The organism is Streptomyces wedmorensis (assembly GCF_000716445.1).
Classification (GTDB): Bacteria; Actinomycetota; Actinomycetes; order Streptomycetales; family Streptomycetaceae; genus Streptomyces; species Streptomyces wedmorensis.
The window spans coordinates 1-19,546 of the sequence record NZ_JNWK01000009.1; the positions used below are offsets into that span (position 1 = coordinate 1).

General features: G+C 71.5%; 14 protein-coding genes. 5 read left to right on the forward strand and 9 right to left on the reverse strand.

The annotated features are described in order from the left end of the window. Positions 1-188 precede the first annotated feature (188 nt). The 4 genes from OO54_RS09610 to OO54_RS09625 all read right to left on the reverse strand — a co-directional run bounded on the left by OO54_RS09610 (position 189) and on the right by OO54_RS09625 (position 6,750). On the reverse strand, positions 189-1,547 hold the full coding sequence (locus OO54_RS09610) for a PASTA domain-containing protein (protein ID WP_033202432.1): 1,359 nt from the start codon (positions 1,545-1,547) through the stop codon (positions 189-191). Between the two features lie 236 nt (positions 1,548-1,783). Beyond that, a complete protein-coding gene (locus tag OO54_RS09615; RefSeq protein ID WP_033202433.1) occupies positions 1,784-4,648 on the reverse strand; it encodes an ATP-binding protein in 2,865 nt (954 codons plus the stop codon). 1 nt (position 4,649) lies between these two features. After that, positions 4,650-5,708: an effector-associated domain EAD1-containing protein gene (locus tag OO54_RS09620; protein WP_033202434.1), complete on the reverse strand. Its 1,059-nt coding sequence runs from the start codon at positions 5,706-5,708 to the stop codon at positions 4,650-4,652. Between the two features lie 7 nt (positions 5,709-5,715). Beyond that, complete coding sequence (locus tag OO54_RS09625) at positions 5,716-6,750, reverse strand: trypsin-like peptidase domain-containing protein (RefSeq protein ID WP_033202435.1); 1,035 nt, start codon at positions 6,748-6,750, stop codon at positions 5,716-5,718. 185 nt (positions 6,751-6,935) lie between these two features. On the opposite strand from OO54_RS09625, the gene OO54_RS09630 reads away from it, so the two are divergent. The 3 genes from OO54_RS09630 (at position 6,936) to zapE (ending at position 12,347) form a co-directional block, all read left to right on the forward strand. Then, a complete protein-coding gene (locus OO54_RS09630) occupies positions 6,936-7,787 on the forward strand; it encodes a serine/threonine-protein kinase (protein ID WP_051786812.1) in 852 nt (283 codons plus the stop codon). A 25-nt stretch (positions 7,788-7,812) separates the two neighbouring features. Beyond that, entirely contained in the window at positions 7,813-11,166 is a 3,354-nt protein-coding gene (locus OO54_RS09635; protein WP_033202436.1) for a serine/threonine-protein kinase, read from the forward strand. Between the two features lie 119 nt (positions 11,167-11,285). After that, positions 11,286-12,347 carry a cell division protein ZapE gene (zapE, locus tag OO54_RS09640; protein WP_234439254.1) on the forward strand — a complete coding sequence of 354 codons (1,062 nt, stop codon included), beginning with the start codon at positions 11,286-11,288 and terminating at the stop codon, positions 12,345-12,347. A 28-nt stretch (positions 12,348-12,375) separates the two neighbouring features. On the opposite strand, the gene OO54_RS09645 is transcribed toward zapE, so the two are convergent. Next, positions 12,376-13,161 (reverse strand): alpha-ketoglutarate-dependent dioxygenase AlkB, encoded by a 786-nt coding sequence (locus tag OO54_RS09645; protein ID WP_033202437.1) that lies wholly within the window; start codon positions 13,159-13,161, stop codon positions 12,376-12,378. Then, entirely contained in the window at positions 13,145-14,374 is a 1,230-nt protein-coding gene (locus tag OO54_RS09650; RefSeq protein ID WP_078905119.1) for a hypothetical protein, read from the reverse strand. Before OO54_RS09650 ends, OO54_RS09645 begins: the two co-directional genes overlap by 17 nt. Before the next feature lie 225 nt (positions 14,375-14,599). Between OO54_RS09650 and OO54_RS09655 the strand changes: the two genes are divergently transcribed. Then, on the forward strand, positions 14,600-15,340 hold the full coding sequence (locus tag OO54_RS09655; protein WP_033202438.1) for a class I SAM-dependent DNA methyltransferase: 741 nt from the start codon (positions 14,600-14,602) through the stop codon (positions 15,338-15,340). Positions 15,341-15,500: 160 nt separating this feature from the next. On the opposite strand, the gene OO54_RS46755 is transcribed toward OO54_RS09655, so the two are convergent. From OO54_RS46755 to OO54_RS09665, 3 genes are all read right to left on the reverse strand, one after another. Next, the gene (locus tag OO54_RS46755; protein ID WP_200146592.1) at positions 15,501-15,650 is read right to left on the reverse strand and encodes a hypothetical protein; all 150 of its coding nucleotides are present in this window, start codon (positions 15,648-15,650) and stop codon (positions 15,501-15,503) included. A gap of 129 nt (positions 15,651-15,779) precedes the next feature. Beyond that, the gene (locus OO54_RS09660; RefSeq protein WP_033202575.1) at positions 15,780-16,688 is read right to left on the reverse strand and encodes a hypothetical protein; all 909 of its coding nucleotides are present in this window, start codon (positions 16,686-16,688) and stop codon (positions 15,780-15,782) included. A gap of 152 nt (positions 16,689-16,840) precedes the next feature. Next, positions 16,841-17,929, reverse strand: a complete 1,089-nt coding sequence (locus tag OO54_RS09665) for a substrate-binding domain-containing protein (protein ID WP_033202439.1) — start codon at positions 17,927-17,929, stop codon at positions 16,841-16,843. Between the two features lie 239 nt (positions 17,930-18,168). Here OO54_RS09665 and OO54_RS09670 point away from each other — a divergent pair, with 239 nt between their 5' ends. Then, positions 18,169-19,479 (forward strand): ABC transporter substrate-binding protein, encoded by a 1,311-nt coding sequence (locus tag OO54_RS09670; protein WP_033202440.1) that lies wholly within the window; start codon positions 18,169-18,171, stop codon positions 19,477-19,479. The last annotated feature ends 67 nt before the right edge of the window (positions 19,480-19,546 follow it).

Consider the following 19,546-nt stretch of genomic DNA (forward strand, 5'->3'; position numbering starts at 1 on the left):
TGCCCGCGCGCTGGCCGACCGCCTGGCCGTGGAGGACGGCGTCGCACCGGTGCTCGCCGCCCTCACCCGGCTGGCGCGCTGACCGCTTGCCCGCCGCACCTCGGCGTGTCCCGAGCATCCGTCACCGGGCCGCGCCAGGCGTACGTCACCCTCGATCCGTTCGACCAGGGGGCGTCTCGCGGGGCGGCTCAACCGGAGTTGTAGCCCCATCTGGCTGCGCCGTCCCTGCCCATGAAGCACTTCGCCGGACGTCCGTCGGAGGTCGTGGCGGTGGCGCCCACCGGAGAGCAGGGTTGGCCGAAGCCGACGCCGCCGATCGTGCCGCCCGAGCCGCCGGAGGAACCGCCGTCACCGGAGCTTCCACCGCTCGTCGACCCGGCGTCGTCCCCGCCCGTCGTGCCGCCGCCCGAGGTGGAGTCGTAGGAACGCTGCGGACGGGGCTTGGGCTTGGGGGTCGCCTGCCCGCCCGGCTCGGGCCTGGGCTTGGGCTGGGGCTTCGGCTTCGGCTTGGGTTTCGGCTTCGGGGTCGGGCTGGGCGCGGTGCAGGAGACGCCGGGCCCGATGAGCCACAGGTCGACCTGCGTGGTGACGGGGACCTCGATGCCGGCTTCGGGTTGGTGCCTGCAGACCTGCCAGTCCCCCAGGTCCTGGGAGCGGTCGTCCAACTGCTGCCCGGTGTGTGCGTGGAACCGCACCACACGCCCGAGGCCGAGGTCGTCGAGTGCGCGCGCCGAGGCGTCGTACCGCTCGCCGACGAGGTTCGGCATCACCACCCGCCGGGTGCCGTCCAGTTGCGACGGGCACGGTTCGTCCTTCGGCACGGCGTACAACGTCAGCGTCGTACCGGAGGCGGGCGCACGCCCGCCCGAGGAGGGGTTCTGGAAGCAGACGCGCCAGCCGGCCTGCGCGGGCGTCACCGTCCGGTACGCGGAGGAGGCGTCGGCGGCCGCCACCCGCCAGGAACCTCGGCGCGCCTGGGCGGTGGCCTCGGCCAGGGAGACTCCGCGGAAGTCGGGCACGGTCAGCGTGCGATCCGTTCCTCCCGTCGCCACGGCGTCGTCCTGCCCGGGTCCTGCGCTCACCCCCGCGATGAGCATCGCGGCCGCCAGCGAGGACACCGACACCGGGTGGCGCCGTATCCACGTGAAGGACCGCTTTCCGCCTCCCGGACGCAGCGGCGAACCGGAGGGCAGGAGTTCTCCCGCGGCTTCGAGCAGCTCTCCCTTGGGATCGAGCTTGGAGCCGTGGAGCTTGTGCGGCTTCCCGTCGACGAGGATCTCGACGGAGTCGAACATGCCGTGCGCGCGGCGCAGGATCCGCAGCGGTCCGGTGACGCGGGTCGCCTTCGGCGCCAGGAGGTTACGGAAGAGGATGAGCCCCTTCCGGGTGAGCACGGCATAGCCCCAACCGTCGTGGTACAGGGCCCGGACGACCTCATGGGGCCCCAGCTCCCGCAGCAGGACCTTCTTGTGGTCGTCGGAGAGGGAGATGGTCTCGCCGGCCGCGACCGCGGCGGTCCGGGGGTCGTCGGTGAGTGGATTGGACACGGGCTTCCCTGAGCTCGGAGGTGCGAAGGGGGGACCGAGGGAGGCCCTGTGCGGCGATCTCGGACGTACGGGATGTTAGCGCCTGTCGAACGCCCGTTCCGTCCCGGCGGAAGGCGGCCCGCCAAGTCCCAAGGCCCGCAGGTCTCCGACCGTCCTGCCCGTCCGGACAGCCATCCCACCTGGTCGGGCGGCGATCGCGCCTGTTCGGTCGGCGACCGCGCGCGTCGGGGTGGCGATCACGCCCCCTCGGGCGGCGACTCGTCGCCCTCGTCGCTTCGTCGTTCGAAGGCCGGCTCGTCGGCCTCGGCCCGGTAGGACTTGACGAGTGCCTCGGTCCATTCGGGGCCGTGCTCGGGGGTCGTGTCCAGATACGCGGCGATCACCTCGCCGCGTTCGCCGCTCGTGTACGTCTGCCAGTCGACCGGGAGCGTGCCGGTCGGATCCTCCGCCGGCCGGCCCGCGGCCGTCTCGGTCTCGGAGGCGAAGTCCCGGATGTCGTCGGCAGTGAGCGCCTCGCCTAGGGCGACACCCGCCTTGCCTTCCGTGGTGACCCCGAGGAGGCGGGCCGTGTCCGACACCAGCCCCGGCATCCGGTCGCCCACTTCGGCAGCCAGGTCCCGCACGAGGGTGGGGTGCCGCAGGCGCTCGTGGCGGCTCAGCTCGTTCGCCGCGGCCAGGACCGACGTCCTGAGCGCGGCGGCCGCATCGGAGCCCTCCGCACCGGAGCGGCGCAGCACCCGGAGCTGCGCGACGTCGACCCGCAGGTGCGGGATGCGGTCGGGCAGCGCGAGCGCCATGCGGCGGGCGCGCTCCAACAGGGCGAGCGCGTCCGCGTACTCGGTGAGGTCCTCGGAGATCTTCGCGGCGAGGAGCGTCACGTCCACGATGCCGGACGCGTCCCCCGCCTCGACGGCTCGCCGGAGCGCACCGGCCGCCCGATCCAGTGCCTCGGCCGTGAGCCCGAGCGCGGCGAGGGCTTCGACCTCCAGGGCGACGATCTCCGTGCGCCGTCCCTCCTCCGGGCGCTCCCGTAGCAGCGCCAGTACGGTCGAGGGCTTCCCGGAGGCGAGGAGGACGCGGCTCCTGCGTACCGTCTGCCGGGTCCAGACCTCGGAGTCCGCGGCGGTCAGCGTGTCCAGGTCGGCGGGGAGCCCGAGCCGGTCGGCGAGGTACACACGGCCCGACGGGGGGAGTTCGTCGAGCGCGCCGTCGAGCAGCGCGCCAGCCTCGGGGGTCCAGCGTTCGTCCAGGGTGACGGTGTCCTGGCCGAGGGCGAGCCGGTGGTAGAGCTCCTCGGCCCGCGCCTCCAGACCGGCTGCCGCGGCGTAGTAGTCCACCGCCAGGTGGTGGATGCCGCGCGTCGCCTCACGCTTGTCCCGGAGGAGCAGGGGCAGGGTGGCCCGGCGTACGTCGGCGCGGTGGACGAGGACCTGCTCGCCGGGCACCCTGTCCATCAGGGTCCCTTCCCCCGCCAGCATCTCGAACAGGTGCCGGGCCCGGGCCTCGTCCACCTCGCCGAGCTCGCAGGGGACGGCGAGCACGTGGCGGATCACGTCCGGGGTGATCCGGCGAAGGGTGAGACCGGGGCTGGCGAGCTTCTTCAGATCCGGGTGTTCGAGGTGGTCCAGGACTCGCCGGTAGAGGACGGCCTGCACCTCCTCGTCCTCGACGGTGGACAGGATCCGGTCGAGGACCTCGTCGTCGCGGAGCACGCCCTCGCCTTCGCGACGGACCACTTCGGCGGCCAGCCGGAGACTGAGCGGATTCTCTCCGATCCGCCCGGTGATCCTCCGCAGGAACTCCCGGTCCACCCTGACGCCCGCCGCGGCCAGCTGCTGCCCCAGGTACTCCACGGCCAGGGCCGGTTCGAGTCCCGGCAGGGAGACGGCCCGGGTGGGGTGATCCAGCCGGGAACGGCCCGCGAACACGAGACGGAGCAAGGGGTACGCGTGCTGCAGCCGGTCCAGGAAACCCCACAGCCGCGCCATGGCGTCGGGGCCCTGCCGCTGCGCCCGCTCCATCGTGTCGAGGACCATCACCAGGGGCACCGTCGTCCCCGGGGCAAGGGCGGTCTCCGCGAAGTCCGCGAACCGCCGGATGAGACCGTCCTCGTCGTCCCTCAGATAGTCGGGCAGCGGCCCCGTGCTCCCCTCGACGACCGCCGCGCTCGCGTTGAGCAGGGTGCCGCGCACGGCCCACTCCAGCGAGCGGGCTCGCTCCCCGGCCGCCGGGTAGAGCAGGCCGAGTTGGTGGGCCGCCTCCGCGAGGAGGGTGAGGGGCAGCTGGGGAAGGAGGTCGGCCCGGTCGAAGGTCAGGTAGCAGCAGGGAAGGCGTGGACGACCCGCCGTTCCCACACGGTCCAGGAGGAAGCGTGAGACCACGGTGGACTTGCCGACCCCACCCGGTCCGTACAGGGCGACGGGCCGGCAGGCGGCGAGGTCCGGGAGCGGCTCGGGGTTCTCGGCGTACCGGGAGAGGAGTTCCAGCTCGGCCCGGCGGCCCACGAAGTGGTCGTCCGCCAGGAGCCTCATCGGCTGGAGGATCGCCGTCACCTCGATCGCCCGGCGGACGTCGTCCGTGGCGGGGAGCGAGACCCCCTGCTCCGCCAGTGTCTCGGCCGTGCGGGGCGCCCGTGCGAGCCATTCCGTGAGGCGCAGGGTTCCGGCCAGCTGGTCCATGGTCTGCGCCTCGACGGTGGGAGCCGTGCCGCGAAGGTAGGCCTCGGCCATGGCGCGACCGGTGTCGGACGGTTCGGGGCGGACGGCCGCCAGACCGCCGAGCAGCCGGTCGCGGTCCCCGAGCAGCTCCAGGGCTTCGGTCCGTGCGGGGGCGGTCAGACTCCAGCGGGGGCCGGCCGGCGTACTCACCCGCTCGCAGTCCCGCACGATGAAGTCGCGCAGCGCGCGCTCGTTCGCCGGCTCTTCGAGGGCGGCGAGTTCACCCGCGTCGAAGAAGCCGAGCAGGGCGGCCGCCTCCCGGTAGACCGCGGAGGACGTGACCGCGTCCGGACCGGGAGGGCCGGAGGTGTGCTCGGCCCGGGCACGTCGGGCCCGCAGACGGGCCGTGATCTCCGCGGACGTGACGCTTCTGAGTTCGGCCATCTCACACGTCCGGGGAGAAGGCCGCACGGGCGATGTCGGCGGCACTCAGCGACAGTTCGTACAGTGGTGGGAGAGAGGCCGGTGGCCGGCTTCCGAGCAGCTCGTCCATCAGGACGTCGATCGCGCCCTGGTCGGGATCCTCCCCGGCCTCCGCCGCCATCGCGCGGAAGAACGCCTCCAGTTCGGGCACCCCGATGGGTTCGATGCGCTCGCGCAGCACTGTCCGGTCGACTTCGGGCAGCCGGTCCTGGAAGTCGGCGAGGACCACCCTCAGCCGGTCGACCTCCGTGCGCCGTTCGGCGGCGACGGCGATGTCCTTGACCAGTCTCATGGCCGGAGGGGTGAGCCGGTCCGGATGCGGACCGTCGAAGCACACCCAGACGTCCTCCCCGCTCTGGCGGACGTTCTCCAGGAACCAGCTCAGCAGCAGGCGGGCCTGGGTGTCCTCGGTCTCCCGCACCACGGTGGTGCGGGGCGTCCAGTCGAGCTGATGGGCGAGGTCCCGCATGATGCCCGCCGGCGTGGCCAGGGAGCCCGCCCATCTGCGGAAGTCGATGTGGCCGGTCGACACGCCCGTCCTGCCCAGCGCGTAGATCACGAACTCCAGCGAGTAGCTCTTTCCGCACCCGGACCCGCCGGTCAGGATCAGGACACGGGAATCCCCGGAGACGAGGTCCCGGAGGTGGGCGCGGAGCTCGTCCCGGTCGAACACTGCCTGAGGCTTCGTCTTCCCGATCAGACTCAGGCGGAACACCACCGCGTCGCCGTCGGCCCGCTCCTCGAGCAGCGCCTTGAAGATGGTGTGCGCCGTGCTCTCGGGGGCGGAGTCCACCGCCTCGACCAGGGCACGGAGCCTTCCCTGGGCGGCCGCCCGCCGCAGGATCTCGGGCCAGACGTCGGACATGGGGGTGTTCCAGGCGAAGTCCGCACGCCGGAGCCCCGCCCGCGCCACGAGGTCGCTGGTCGGGGGCGCCTGCCAGTAGAGCGCGATGAGCGTCTCCAGCAGGTCCTCGGCGTCCTTGTGGGACCGGGGGAAGCGTCGTAGGTCCAGGATGCTCATGGCGCCCTCACACGATCCCCGCCGCTGCCAAGTCCTCCTGCACCCGCTCGATCCTGATGCCCTGGTTCCGGTACTCGCGGTCGTCGCTCCGTCCCCGTCGCACCCACCTGTGGTGCAACGCGACCAGCCGCCAGCGCTCGTCGAACACCGGCGACCCGGAGGAACCGGCCTCGGTGTCCGTCCAGTACTGGACCACCTCGTCGTCCACGTGCCGTACGAGATTGTGGTGGACGCCCACCTTCTTCGCACCGCCGCTGGGGTGCTGGATGATGTACACCCGGTCCCCGACGGCGACCTGCGCCCCGCTGTCCAACGCCACCGCGGGGGTGCCTTCGGGAAGCGGCTCAGCTGCCCTGACGACCGCCCAGTCGTGCACCTCGTCTCCCACGATGGTGTCCGGCAGGCCCATGACGACGGTGTGGGCGAGGTGCAGCCCGTGCACGTCCTTCTCGTAACCGAACCAGGCCTCGACGCTCGTGGCCCGGGCGCCCCCGGGTCCTTGGCCGAACAGCACATGATGATTCGTGAGCAGCAGGCCGTCGCCGATGTGGAAGGCGGTGCCGTGGAACCTTCCGGTCGGCAGGGTGACCAGCAGTCGTGCCACCGCGGGTGCCAGTTCGAGCCCGCGGCGCAGGAACGCGACGTCGAGGAGGGAGGGCTCGCGGAAGATCTGCCGCTCCGCGCCGTCGGACTCGCCGGGCTCCTTCCACTTCTCGGCACCGGCATGCGGGCGGGGCGCCTCCACCACGGGCGGTCCGTGCGTCAGCTCCCGCAGCCGTACCGCCACGGCCGCGTCGACACCGTCCTCGATCCGGGTGAGCAGCGTCCGCAACAGGTCCTGGTTCCGGGCGCTCTCGATGAGGTCGTGCCAGATCAGATGTGTCGGCTGCCCCCAGTTGATGCGCGCCCTCCGGACGCCCGCCTGCTGCGCCAGGACGGCGACGGCGTCCGGCTTCCAGTAGGTCTCGCTCAGGAGGTCGCACAGCTCCCGCGCGGCCGGGTGAGTCCAGTCGAAGGGAAGGCTGTCGAGGAAATGTGGCATGGCACTCCGTCACCACCGAGCCCCCACCGCGCGACGCCACCCCGCCCCGCGGCGCCCCGTTCCGGCCCCGTGCGGGCTGTGACTTCAGTATGCGTCGTACGCCTCCGGCGGGCACGTCGTCCGTGCTGCGCGCGTCGTGTGCCCGACGGACCATGGAAGGAGGACCCGGACACCAGGCGAAGGCCATGGACACGCACACGGACGTACGGCCCCGACGGCTCGGCGACTGGATCGTCGGCAAGGAGCTGGGGCGCGGCGGCATGGGCACGGTGTACGCCGCCGTGCACGAGGAGAGCGGCCGGCACCGCGCCCTCAAGGTGATCTCCTGCGACGCCGAGCCGTCACCGGAGGAGGCCGCGCGGTTCGACCGCGAGATCCGGATCGGCATGAGCCTGCGCCATCCCCATGTCGTCCGCATGGAATCCTCCGGCCGTGAGGGGCGGCTCTGGTACCTGGTCATGGAACGGTGCGAAGCCGGCTCACTGGCGGACCGGGTCCGTGAGCGGGGCCCGCTGCCCGCCTCGCGCGCCGTACCGCTGTTCCTGGGCGTGCTCGACGGCCTGTCGTACGCGCACACCGCGGGAGGCGCCGTCCACCGCGACATCAAACCGCAGAACCTCCTCCTGACGGCCGGCGAGGACGGCACCGAGGTGGCCAAGATCGCCGACTTCGGCCTGGCCAAGGCCTACGAGACCGCCGGCCTGAGCGGCCTCACCCGCACCGACGGGTTCGCGGGATCGGCGGGCTTCGTGCCGCGCGCACAGCTGATCAACTTCAAGTACGCCAAGCCGTACGTCGACGTGTGGGCGACGGCCGCTTCGCTCTACTTCACGCTCACCGGCCGGACGCCCCGTGACTTCCCACCCGGCCGCGACCCCTGGCTGACCGTCGCACACGCCTCCCCGGTACCGGTCGCGGAGCGGGGTGCGACCGTCCCCCGAGCCCTGGCCGCGGTGGTGGACCAGGCGCTCGACGACGACCCCGCCCGGGGCTTCGCCACCGCCGACCGGCTCAGGGACGCACTGCGCGACGCCTGAGGGGCCCGTTCGAGGGCAGGTTCTCGTGACCGATGCATGGCAGCCCGGCGCCACGGTGCTGGAGGAGTTCTCCGTCGAACGGATCCTGGGAGCGGGCGGCTTCGGCAGCGTCGCCCTGCTCCGGGCGCTCCGCTCGGGCGAACGGTACGCCGCCAAGCGACTGCACGAGACCGGCACCGTCCACCAAGGGCGGCTGATCGGCGAGGCCCGGCGATGGATGGCGCTGCCCCCACACCCGTACATCACCGGATGCCGTTTCACCCGGACCGTGCAGGAACGGCTGGTCGTCTTCAGCGACTACGTGCCCGGCGGCTCCCTGGCGGACCGCATCCGGTCCGGAGCGCTGTACGGCGACGGCGGCCGACCGGCCCTCCGTCGTGCCCTGACCGCCGCGGCGCAGATCGCGTACGGCCTCGACGCCGCCCACTCCGCCGGACTGCTGCACCTGGACGTCAAGCCCGGCAACGTCCTCTTCGACGACGCAGGGGACGCGAAGGTCACCGACTTCGGCCTGGCGGTCGCGCTGCGGTCGACGACCGGAGCCGATGCCCCCGTGCCCGCGGAGACGGAGAGGGCCCCGTGGACGGTCCCCCGGGCTCCGGGCCACACCCAGGCGTACGCCTCGCCCGAGCAGGCGGAGGGCAGGGCGGTCGGTCCGGCCGCCGACGTGTGGAGCTGGGCGGTGACCCTCCTGGAGATGCTCGTCGGCGAACGGACATGGCCGTCGGGCGCCGTCGCCGCCCTGGTCCTCGACTCCGCCCGGCACGAGCCACTGACCGGCCGCTCGCTGATGATCCCCCCACCCCTGGCGGAGCTGCTCGCCCGCTGCTTCCACGAGGATCCCGGGGCAAGGCCGGGTTCCCTGCGACCGTTGGCGGCCGCGCTGCTGGACATCGCCGAGGGCGAGACGGGCACGCCCCTCCCGGTGGTGGTACCGGCCGTCGAGCCGACCAGTGACGTACGGGAACGGGTGCACGAACGCCGGTCGACCGTCGGTTTCGAACGGGAGGACCCCTGGGAACTGCTGAGTGCCGCGTACGCCGCCGCGCGCGTCGGCGAATCGGACCGCACCGGATTCCGGCAGCAGCCCACCGGCGGCCGCAAAGCGCAACTTCTCGAAGAACTGGAGGTACTCGACGAGGCATGGCGCGTCCTGATGCACCTGCCCGACGCCACGGGTCCGCACCTGCTGCTGCGTGCCCGCTGTGCCCTGTCGATGGCCGACGTGCAGGACGGTCTGGGTGATCTGGGCGATGCCGTCGAGCGCTGCCGTACCTGTGTGCGCCTGCTCGACCTCCTGCCACCGGAGGAGTCCTTCCGGTGGCTGTCACCGGCACTGAACAACCTGGCCGTACTCCTGCGGAGGCAGGGGGCGGTCGAGGAGTCGCTCCGCTTCGCCGACCGGGCGATCGCGACGGCGCGGCGGAAGGTCGACGCGTACCCGACCAGCCCGGCGCTGGGAAACGCGCTGCTGACCAAGGCGAACACCCTGCAGGGGAAGGACGGAACGGAAGCCCGCTACACCGCCGCCGCGAGCGCGATGCGGGCGGCGGGCAACGACGTGGGCGAGGCGAAGGTACTCGCGAACCTCGCCGGGTTCCTGGCCCGACAGGGTTCGACGGAGCAAGCGCACCGGCTCTGGGACGAGGCCGACCAGGTCCTCGCACGTCACGAGGATCCCGCCCGGCACGACGTGCGGGCGGCCCGGGGCGCCTTGTGGCTCCAGCGGGCGTCCGAGGCCGAAGCCGGAACCGACGCCGAACTGAGGTGTGCGAGGAAGGCGGTGGACCTCTACGCCCCGTTGGTCCGTGACCACGGGATCCACGAATACTCCGGGGACCTCGGCAGGGCACTGTTCCGCGTCGGCCGCGTCGCCGAGCACCGGGGGAGTCCGCAGGTGGCCCTCTCGGCCTACGGGCTGGCGTCGGAGGCGCTGGCGTCCGCCGTACTGCGCGACGGGCGACCGGAGTTCACCGAGGACCTCGCCCGCTCGTACGACCACGAATCGAGGTTCACGGCCGACCTACAGGACCCGGAGCGGGCAGTCGGAATGGCCCGGCGGGCGGTGGACATGTGGCGCCGCGTCGCCGACATGGACGGACTCGGCCCCACCGGAAGCCCCTTGGTCGAGGCGCTGCGCAGACTCGCCGAAGCGCTGCAGGACGCGGGCCACATGCTGGAGGCGGAGACGGCCATCGAGGAGGCAGTGCGGGTGACCGCCGCCCCCGGGTTCCGCCGTGACCGGACGGGCCGGCTGACCGAGGCCGGGCTGTACCGCGCCTGGGGAGTCTGGCATCGCCGACGCGGCCGGCACGACGAGGCGTGGCGGGAGTGCACGCGAGCCCTCGACCTGCTGGAGGGGCAGGAGGGGGAGGAGGCCGCGCACTTCCGTGTCCTCGCCATGGAGACCCTGTCCGGCATCTGCTTGGACACCGGCCGCTACCGGCAGGCCGTCGTGATGCGTCAGGACGTCGTAGCGGCCATGCTCGCCCAGGCCGAAGCCGGATTCCTGCGTCAGGCGGACCTGGCCGACGGCATCCACCGACTCGCCCAGGCCCGCGCCGAATACGGAAACGCCGGTGACGCCGCCGTCGCCGCACGCCTGGCACTGGAAAACTACGACGGACTCGTCACGGATGGGCGCGTCGACCTGGCCGCCGAAGCGGCCAGGACCCGGATGCTGCTCGGGGTGTGTCTCCTCCGGGAGGGAGAACTCGACTCCGCCGCTGATGAGTTGGAGTCGGTCTTGCGCTCCTACGAGTCCCTGTCCGACCGGGACGTGGACCGGACCATGCCCCCGGGCGGCCCGCGTCGCACGGCGCAGATCGAATCCGTCGAGTACTTGCTCGCGGAGACCCGTGAGGTGCTCGCCACCGGCCCCGACCAGCTGGAACGTGAGCTCGACCGCCGCCGCGCGGTCCAGGCCGCAGCCCACGAACTGTTCCAGGTCGGCTCCCCGCGACAGGCGAGCCAACTCCTCGAGCACTCCGCCGGCATGCTCCACCGGCTGGCGCTCGCGCACCCCGGCGACGCGGTGGAACAGGTCCTGGCCGAGACGGCGCTCCTCCTGGGGGCCTGCGCGGGGAGCTGCTCACGCGGCGGCGCAGCACGGCACGCGTTCCGCCGCGCGGTGGCGAGCCTCCGGCGCCTGACCACGGACCTCGGCCGACCGGAGTTCGCCCCCCGTTGCTTCGACGCCTACATCATCTGGGCGTCCGCGCTCGGGTGGGAAGGCGACGAACCCGGGGTGCAGGCCGTGCTTCAGGAAATGCGCCGGCAGGTGGACCACATCCGGCCGGCCGAGGCCGAGACATGGGAGCGGCGTGCCGAGGAATCGATGGCCGAGGTAAGGGAGTCGCGTGGGCGGGCCGCCGCGTAGGCCGCGTGCGGGCGTGGTCTTCCGCGCGAAGGGCGGAGTGACACCGAGGGCCGGGGCGACCATGATTGCTGCCGATGTCCTGCCCGGTGACCAGCGCACGCGAACGGAAGAACTGCCCGGTGTCCAAGCACGACCAGGCCATGCGTCGCCATTTCCACGAGGCCGCCGCACGGCGCGGATTCTCGATAGCCCCCGCACAGGAGGCCGCCGTCGAGCGGTTGGCACACCTGGCGGCCGAACTCGCCCGTCCGGCCTGGACGTTTCCCGGACCACCCCGGGACCTGTATGTCTGGGGCCCGGTGGGCCGGGGGAAGAGCTGGCTGGTGGACACCTTCTACGAAGGTCTGCCCGCCGGGCGCAAACGCCGCCTGCACTTCCACGACTTCTTCCGGCGGTTGCACGACGGAGTGAGCGGACCGGGCACCCGCCACGACGGTCAGAGCGCCGTCGACAGAGCCCTCGACGAGCTGATCGGGGACAGCAGGGTCCTGGTCTTCGACGAGTTCCACGCACACGACGCGGGTGACGCGATGCTGATCGCACGGCTCTTCCGCACCCTCCTCGACCGCCGCGTCACCCTCGTCACCACGTCCAACTACCCGCCCGCCGGCCTGATGCCGGACCCGCTCTACCACCACCTGTTCGAGCCCACCATCAAGCTCATAGAGGAGCGGATGGACGTCCTGGACGTCTCAGGCCCGGTGGACTTCCGCCGCCTCACCCCGGCCCAACCGGCAGGCGGTGGGAGGCGGTTCGCGACGGGCCTGTGCCTGCCCCCGGGCGACGGCGCCCTGGAGGCGCTCGGCCTCACCTTCCCGGCCCCCGCGGAGGCCACAGCCGTCCGGGCCCACCTGCGGGAGCTGCCGGCCCGCGCCACGCGCGGCGAACTCGTCTGGTTCGGCTTCGACGCGTTGTGCGAGACCACGACGGCGGTGCCGGACTACCTGGCCCTCGCCGAACGGTTCACCACCCTGGTCCTGGACGGCGTACCCCCGCTGACCGAGGCCTCCTCCGACGGACGGCAGCGGTTCGCGAACCTGGTCGACGTCGCCTGCGACAGGGACATCCGGCTCGTCCTCATCGGCTCCGACCCCCTGACCGCCCTCCCCGCCGACCGGGCCCTGACACGCGACCTGGATCGCACGGCCAGCCGCCTCGCGATGCTCCAGCGGACGAACTGACCCGCTCACCCGCCTCACCGGAGGCGGTTCAGGAGTCCGCAGGCTCGGACGGCGGCATCAGATCGCTCTCGCTGACGGTGTAGGCCAACAACGGGTAGACGAAGTCCGTTTCGTCGTTCTTGCGGCGCCGTAGTCGGTAGAACTCGCTCCTCTGCTCATCGTCGGCCGACAGGAGGCGCGCACCCTGGGGGAGGTACGCGTGTCCCTCGCGGAACCGCACCAAGGTCTGTGACGTTCGGAACGTCACCCCCAACCATTCGTTGTCCGCCGGCTTGCCGGGCTGGTCCAGAACGATCCTGTGCCTGAGCCGCCGATTCGAGTCGACCGAGAACGCGACGACACCGTTGTGGGCGAGGGGGATCTCGGCCTTCTCGCCGTCGGACCCCTTCGATTCGAAGATCAGCTTCCTCGGCGGACCGGCTTCGGGATCTCGATAGCAGGAGAAGACGGCGATGAACGACCCGTCAGCCAGATCGAGAGCCTGGTCGGAATGGCTGCCCATGGTGCGGTAAGCGTTCGTGTAGCTCTCGATGAGGGCGTTGTTGAAGTCGATCGAAATCGCCGCACGTTCCCGGATCTGCCGTGCCAGCCGTTCGTGCACCGCCTGGAAACGCTGTGCCGGGCTGCCGTACCGACTGGTGGTACGCACGAGAGGAACGCCGCCCGCCTCGTCGACCTTGGTGAGCACCGCACCTCGTCGGCCTCTTCCGACGTCCTCCAGACGAGCCGACGCGGACAGCTCGGCGAAGAGATCCTCCTCGGCCGGCAGAGCGAACGAGAGGATCTCGTCCGAGAACCTAGACGCGGGGGGCAACGTAGTCTCCTGTGTTCATGCTGAAGAGGAACTCCTCGCCGTAGTCGACGAAGGCCGAGGTCCTGTTCTCCTCGGCGTACAGCCTGCGCAGGTCGTCCATGCCGTCCTGGGTGGGCGGCTCCAGCTCCACCCGATCCCCGGCCACTTTGAGAAACGTCCGGCCGTCCTGGTGAACGGCCTCGGCGCTCGAACAGCGCACCACGTATCCCAGGCGGGTCGGGAGCAGCCCGGCATCCAATGACGAGGGCCGGATCTCGTGCGTATACAGGCGGTTGGTGGACAGCGGCATGAAGAACACGGAGCCGGGGTAGAGCGGTACGGTGAAGTGCGGGGGCAGCGCGACGCCGTCGCTCGCTTCGGTCGGCTCCTTCAGGCGAAAGCGGAGTGTGGTCAGTCCGCTGACGCCCTTCACGCCGTGGTCGAAGGTGTCTGCGGTCAGAGGCTCCAGCTTGTCGAGCCCGTCGTAGAACGTGCAGAAGGCCATGATCCCGTTGACGGGCATGTCCTTGGTCTTGTCGGCATGGGCCGAGATCTTGGCCTTGGACTGCTTGCGCTCGGTGGTCGCGAGGGTGTTGTGGTAGATCTGGGCGAGGACATGATTCAGCGGCGCATGGCCCCGGAAGACGGCGGTGGCCTCGCGGTTCAGATCCTCGACGATGCGCGTATCGGTCGGGCGGAAGCCTTCGGTCGGCCCCGAGAGATTCGTGGAGCACCGGAGCAGGCGGAAACGCAGTTCGTCACCGTTCCGTGTGACGGGCGTCAGGTAGATGCCGGTGCGATGGGCCGTGCCCGGCTTGGTGGACTCCGTCAGTGACTGGAACGCGTGCTCCGCCTGGATCCGTCCGAAGTGATCGTCGCCGGGTTCGAAGAATCGCCGGTACAGCACGCCGACGCCGTGTACGTCGACGGGAACGCGGCCGAGGCCGACGACGGTCCGAGGTTCGTCGACGTCCTCGTGGTACCCGTGCGCCGGCTCCCCGACGACGAACACCCTCGCAGCCGTGCGCAGTTGCCGGCCGCTGATCCCGGACACGTCCCCGCACAGGTAGACGTTCTTCCGCGCGAGGTCGAACGAACCGGACGCCAGGTCCTCCGGCGTGATCTTCGACCCGAAGAAGTCCCTGATCGATTCGTCGTCCTGCAACGTCGCAGGCGCGACCAGGACGTTGTCCGCATCGTCGATGCGGGCCTCTGTCGGCTCTTCTGCGTACATCAGGCTGTACCTGCCATCCGGGATCTTGACGGATTCCTCAAAACCGTGGACACGGCAACGGCCCGCTCCTTCATTCACGTCGAGCAACGCGAATGAAGGGAGACGGACCGTCGAGTCCCGATGCTCTCACGGTGCTCGAAAGCCGGGCAACGCGGTTCTGCCGTACGGGCGGTGGACGGTAAATGCGTCGACAGCGCCCGTACGCACCCGGCAGAGTGGCCGCCCGTGACGAGCAGTGAACTGTGGACCCGTGCGACCGCCGACCGCTACGACGCCGAGGAGGCCGAGTTGTCCTCGGCCGCCGTTCTCGGACCGACCCTCGCCTTTCTCGCCGAGCTCGCCGGAGACGGGCGGGCACTGGAGTTCGCCATCGGGACCGGACGAGTGGGTGTCCCGCTCCGGGAGCGCGGCGTGCCGGTAGTGGGCATCGAACTGTCCGAGCACATGGCCGCGGTGCTGCGGCGCAAGATCGACGAGGACACGCTTCCGGTGGCCATCGGGGACATGGCCACCACCGTCGTTCCCGGCGGGTTCACCCTGGTCTATCTCGTCTACAACACCATCACGAACCTGCTCACGCAGGACGAGCAGGTCGAGTGCTTCCGCAACGCCGCACGTCACCTGGAGCCCGGCGGTCGATTCGTCATCGAGCTGGGCGTGCCGCCGCTGCGGTTCCTGCCGCCCGGCCAGGTCGCGGTGCCGTTCGACGTCTCCGATCAGCATGTCGGCTTCGACACCTTCGACCTCGTCGAGCAGGTTCTCGTCTCGCACCACTTCACCCGTGACGGCGACGACGGCCACTACCGCCGCGAGAACTCCCGGCACCGCTACGCCTGGCCGGCAGAGCTCGACCTGATGGCACGGATCGCCGGGCTCGAGTTGGAACGTCGCGTCGCCGACTGGGACGGGGCACCGTTCGTCCAGGACTCCACGAAGCACATCTCCGTGTGGCGCAAGCCGATCTGAGCGCCGGACACCGGGCCGTCAGTGTGATGCCTGCTGCCCGTCCCGCCCCGGTGGACCGGGCGTCGTCCCGTCCTGATCCCCCTCCGATGCCCGTATGCGGGAGCCGTCGACGGCGCCCGGGAGCCCATGGCGTCCGCGCTGCGATGGCTCGGCCGGATGCTCAGGGGCGTGGGCCGGCGCCGTGGAGCAGGGTGTCGATGATGCGGGCGGCGAGGGTGTCGGTGTCGGTGCCGTCCGGGTAGGTCACCACGGTGACCCGTCGGCCCCCGGTCGCCGAGGGGGCGTGCACGACCATCGGGACGGTGCTCATGCCTCCGGGATGCTCCTGGCCGGAGAGGCATGCCCGAGCTCGGCGTCCGGCGGCGGCGCAGGGCGGGGTGACGACGATGGCGGGGGGATCGTGGGCTGGGCGGAGCGCCCGCCCGGGCCCCAGGCGGGTTCAGTTCACCGGCATGCCGATGCCCGGCAGCCACAGCCGGCCGTGGTCGTTGACCGTCAGCTCCCAGGCGACCAGCTCGTCCGGGCGGACCGAACCACGGCCGCGGACGTCGGCGACCAGAAGTCGGGCTGCCGACCGTGCCGCCGCGGGGTCGTCGTCCGGGAACACCGCGCGCCACCAACCGCCGTCGCGTACCTGCCAGCCCCGCTCCCGCATGGTCTCCTCCAGACCCGGCACGTCGGCCGTGGTCCGGTGGTCCACCATCAGCGACAGCTGCCCGCGGCCCTGGCTGTACCCCACCCGCAGGTGCCGCGGCCAGTCCCGCGCGCACCCCACGACGAAGGACGCCCAGTCACCCGGCACCTGCACCGGCAACTGCTCCATCCACGATTCCAGGAGCAGTTCGAGCGAGGACTCCAGGTGCTCCCAGGACGCGGCCGTGTGGTGACCGTCCCAGCGGAAGGCCGGCCAGTCGTGCCCCGGCCCCCGGTGCAGCAGCCAGAGATAGGGCAGCGCGTCGAAGCCGTGCGGGTCCTCCGGCCGCCAGCCGACCGAACCCGACTCCACCGCGGTGTACTCGCGTCCGTGCAGGTCCGACGCCGTGTGCACCGAGAGCGTGGCCCCCTGTGGGCCGCCCGCCAACAGCACCACGTGCGGCCCTGTGTGCCACCGCACGCTGGGGCCGACGGCCGAACCGCCGTACAGGGTGGGCTCGCCCAGTTCGGCCGCCACCGCTTCGTACACCGGCCGAAGCGCCTCCCGCCGGGCCGCCCGCCCGGACCCGGGCGGGTACGGGGCGACGAGCACGGCAGGCGCGCCCAGGTGTGCGTCGGGGCGGTCGTGCAGGTCGCGAGCGCGGGCGGCAGCACCTGCGGGACCGGGAAGCGAGGGGGACGTGCCGATGACCATGGCGCCATCGTGCCAGGCGGCCACCGGACCGGTCAGAACCGGACCGGACGAGGTCGGCATCGTCGTACCCGCCCGGGCCCCCATGGGGGAGGAGGGGGACCGGGCCGCGACACCGTTCCGTCCGGGTCGAGCCGGCTCCGGACGTCGTCCCGTCAGCTCCGCACGTTGAGGACGGGGTTCAGCATGAGGTGGTGGGTCGGCCGGGTGGGGTCCTCCAGTCGCCTGACGAGCAGCTCGACGGCCTCGGCGCCGACTGCGCGCCGGGGTGGGGCGACGGCGGTGAGCGGGGGATCGGCGAGGGTGGCCAGCTCGTCGTCGTAGGTGACGACGGCCAGGTCGTCGGGGACACGAATGCCGGATTCCTGGAGTCGGCTGACCAGGGGGAGGGCGATCGAGTCGTTGTGGACCAGGATCGCGTCGACCTGGCCGCTCTTCACGCAGCGCACCAGCTGCGCGCACTTGTCGTCGAGGTCGGTGAGGTCGTTCTCCAGGAGGGTGCTCGGAACGTCGGGGGAGCAGGGTTCCAGGTTCAGCGCGGTCAGGGCCTGGTCGTAGCCGGCCTGCAGCATGGGGGCGGTCATGGTGGCGAACTGGAGGAGCGCGATGCGGCTGCGGCCCCTCGCGACCAGATGGCGCAGGGCGAGGTGGGCGCCGTACTCGTGGCTGGTGGCGACGTGTTCGACCGTTCCCGTGTCGAGTCCGGTCCGGCGCTCGGCGAGGACGACGGGGACCGGGAGTTCCCTCAGCCAGGCCTCTGTGTCGGGTGAGGTGCGAGGGTCTTCGGCCGTCGTCACCAGCAGTCCGTCGACGCCCGTCTGCAGCATCTTGGCCACCAGGGCCTTCTCCGTGAAGGAGTTCTGTGACACCTCCACGGTCAGCGTCGCGCCGAACGACTCCGCGGCCGCCGTCGCGCCGCCGACGACCTCCGGGTAGTAGTACGACGAGTGGGGGACCACCATGCCCAGGCTGTACGTCCTGGGTGTCCGCCCCGCCGCCACGTCCTCGGCGGGCGCCTGTCCGGCGCCGGTCGTCGGCGTGGACGGTCCGTTCTCCCCGCGCTCGGCGGGCCGGGCGACTCCGCCGTGGACGCGGACGACCTCGCCGCGCCTTGCCAGCTCGCGTACGTCGCTCCGCACGGTGACGGCGGCGACGTTCAGCTCCTCGGCGAGCGTGCCGATCCTGACCGATCCCCGCTCCCGCACCGCAGCGACGATCGCGCGCTGCCGGTCTTCCGCAAGCATCCCGTGCTCCCCTCCACTCGTCACCGTCAAACGATATCACTTTCGGTGTCGCGGGCCGGTCGCCCGCGATGCTCCTTGTCGCGATCCCGTCGACCTCGACGGCCGTCGGCACGTCCCGTCTACCTGGAGGACCGCCTCGTGCCTTCACTTGATATCGAATTGGGGCGGGAAGTATTGACGCGGCGTTCGCCTTGTCGAATGATTTCATTCGACATCACATCGAACGATCGGTGAAACCCATGCTGCGTAGAACCGCGGTCACCACCCTGGCCGGCTCGGTCACGGCGCTCGCCCTGCTCGTCACCGGCTGCGGCGGTGGCGGACAGGACACGTCCGCCGGCACCGAGAAGACCGGCGAGGTCACCTTCTGGTCCTTCCTGAAGGGGTCCGAGGCAGTGGCCGCGGCCTTCAACCGAAGCCACCCGGACATCAAGGTGACCTTCGAGACGGTGCCGTCGGGCCAGGAGTACTACTCCAAGCTCACCAACGCCGTGAAGGCCGGCACCGCGCCGGACGTCGCGGTCGTCGAGTATCCGCACCTCCCGGAGTTCGCGGCGCAGGGCAAGGTCGAGGACCTGACCGGCACGCTCGGCCCGGCGGTGAAGGACGGCTTCCCCGAAGCGGTACGGCAGCTGGTCGAACTCGGCGGCAGGACCTGGGGCGTTCCGCGTGACGCGGCACCCTTGACGCTGATGTACCGCAAGGACTTCTTCACCCGGCACGAGATCGACGTGCCGACCACCTGGGACGCGTACCGGACCATGACCGAGCAGGTGAAGAAGGCCGACGCGAACGCCCGCGGCGGGGTCCTGTACACCAACAACCCCGGACAGTTGACCGCCCTCGCCTGGCAGTCCGGCGGACAGTGGTTCACCGCCGCCGACGACTCCTGGAAGGTCACGCTCGACGACGCGCCCTCGAACAAGGTCGCCTCCTTCTGGGGCGACCTCGCCCGCAAGGACCTCGTCCGCTCGCTGACCGACGCCGACCCGTTCTGGACGAGCGTGCAGAAGTCCCAGACGGTCGCCTACGTCTGCGCCAGCTGGTGCGCGGGAGCGCAGCAGGCCACCGTCCCCGACCAGAAGGGCAAGTGGGCCGTGGCGCCCGCGCCCACCTGGGACGGCAAGCCCGCCTCGGCCATGTTCGGCGGTTCCTCCTTCGTGGTCCCGAAGGGGGCGCGCAACAGCGGTGCCGCCGCCGAGTTCATCAAGTGGATCACCACCGACCCCGAAGGCATGAAGGCGTGGGTGGCCTCGGGAACCAGCAGCATGCTCCCCGCCGATCCGGCGCTCGTACCGGTCGCCAGGGCGGCGTTCAAGACGGACTACTACGGCGGCCAGGACGTCTACGCGGTCGGCGCGGAGTCGTACAAGGCGATCCGGAGCGGCTGGACGTGGGGTCCGGTCACGGGCACGACCAACGCGGCCATCGCGGACGAGCTGCCCAAGGTCGCCGACGGCACGGCCGCCCTGCCGGCGGTCCTCACACAGGCGGAGCGGACCACCGTCGAGCAGATGGAGCGGCGCGGCATGAAGGTCTCCGCTCCCTGACAGCCCCCGCCCGGCCCGGTGGCCCGCCCGCACAGGCCACCGGACCCGGCCCCGCCCCATCCCGGAA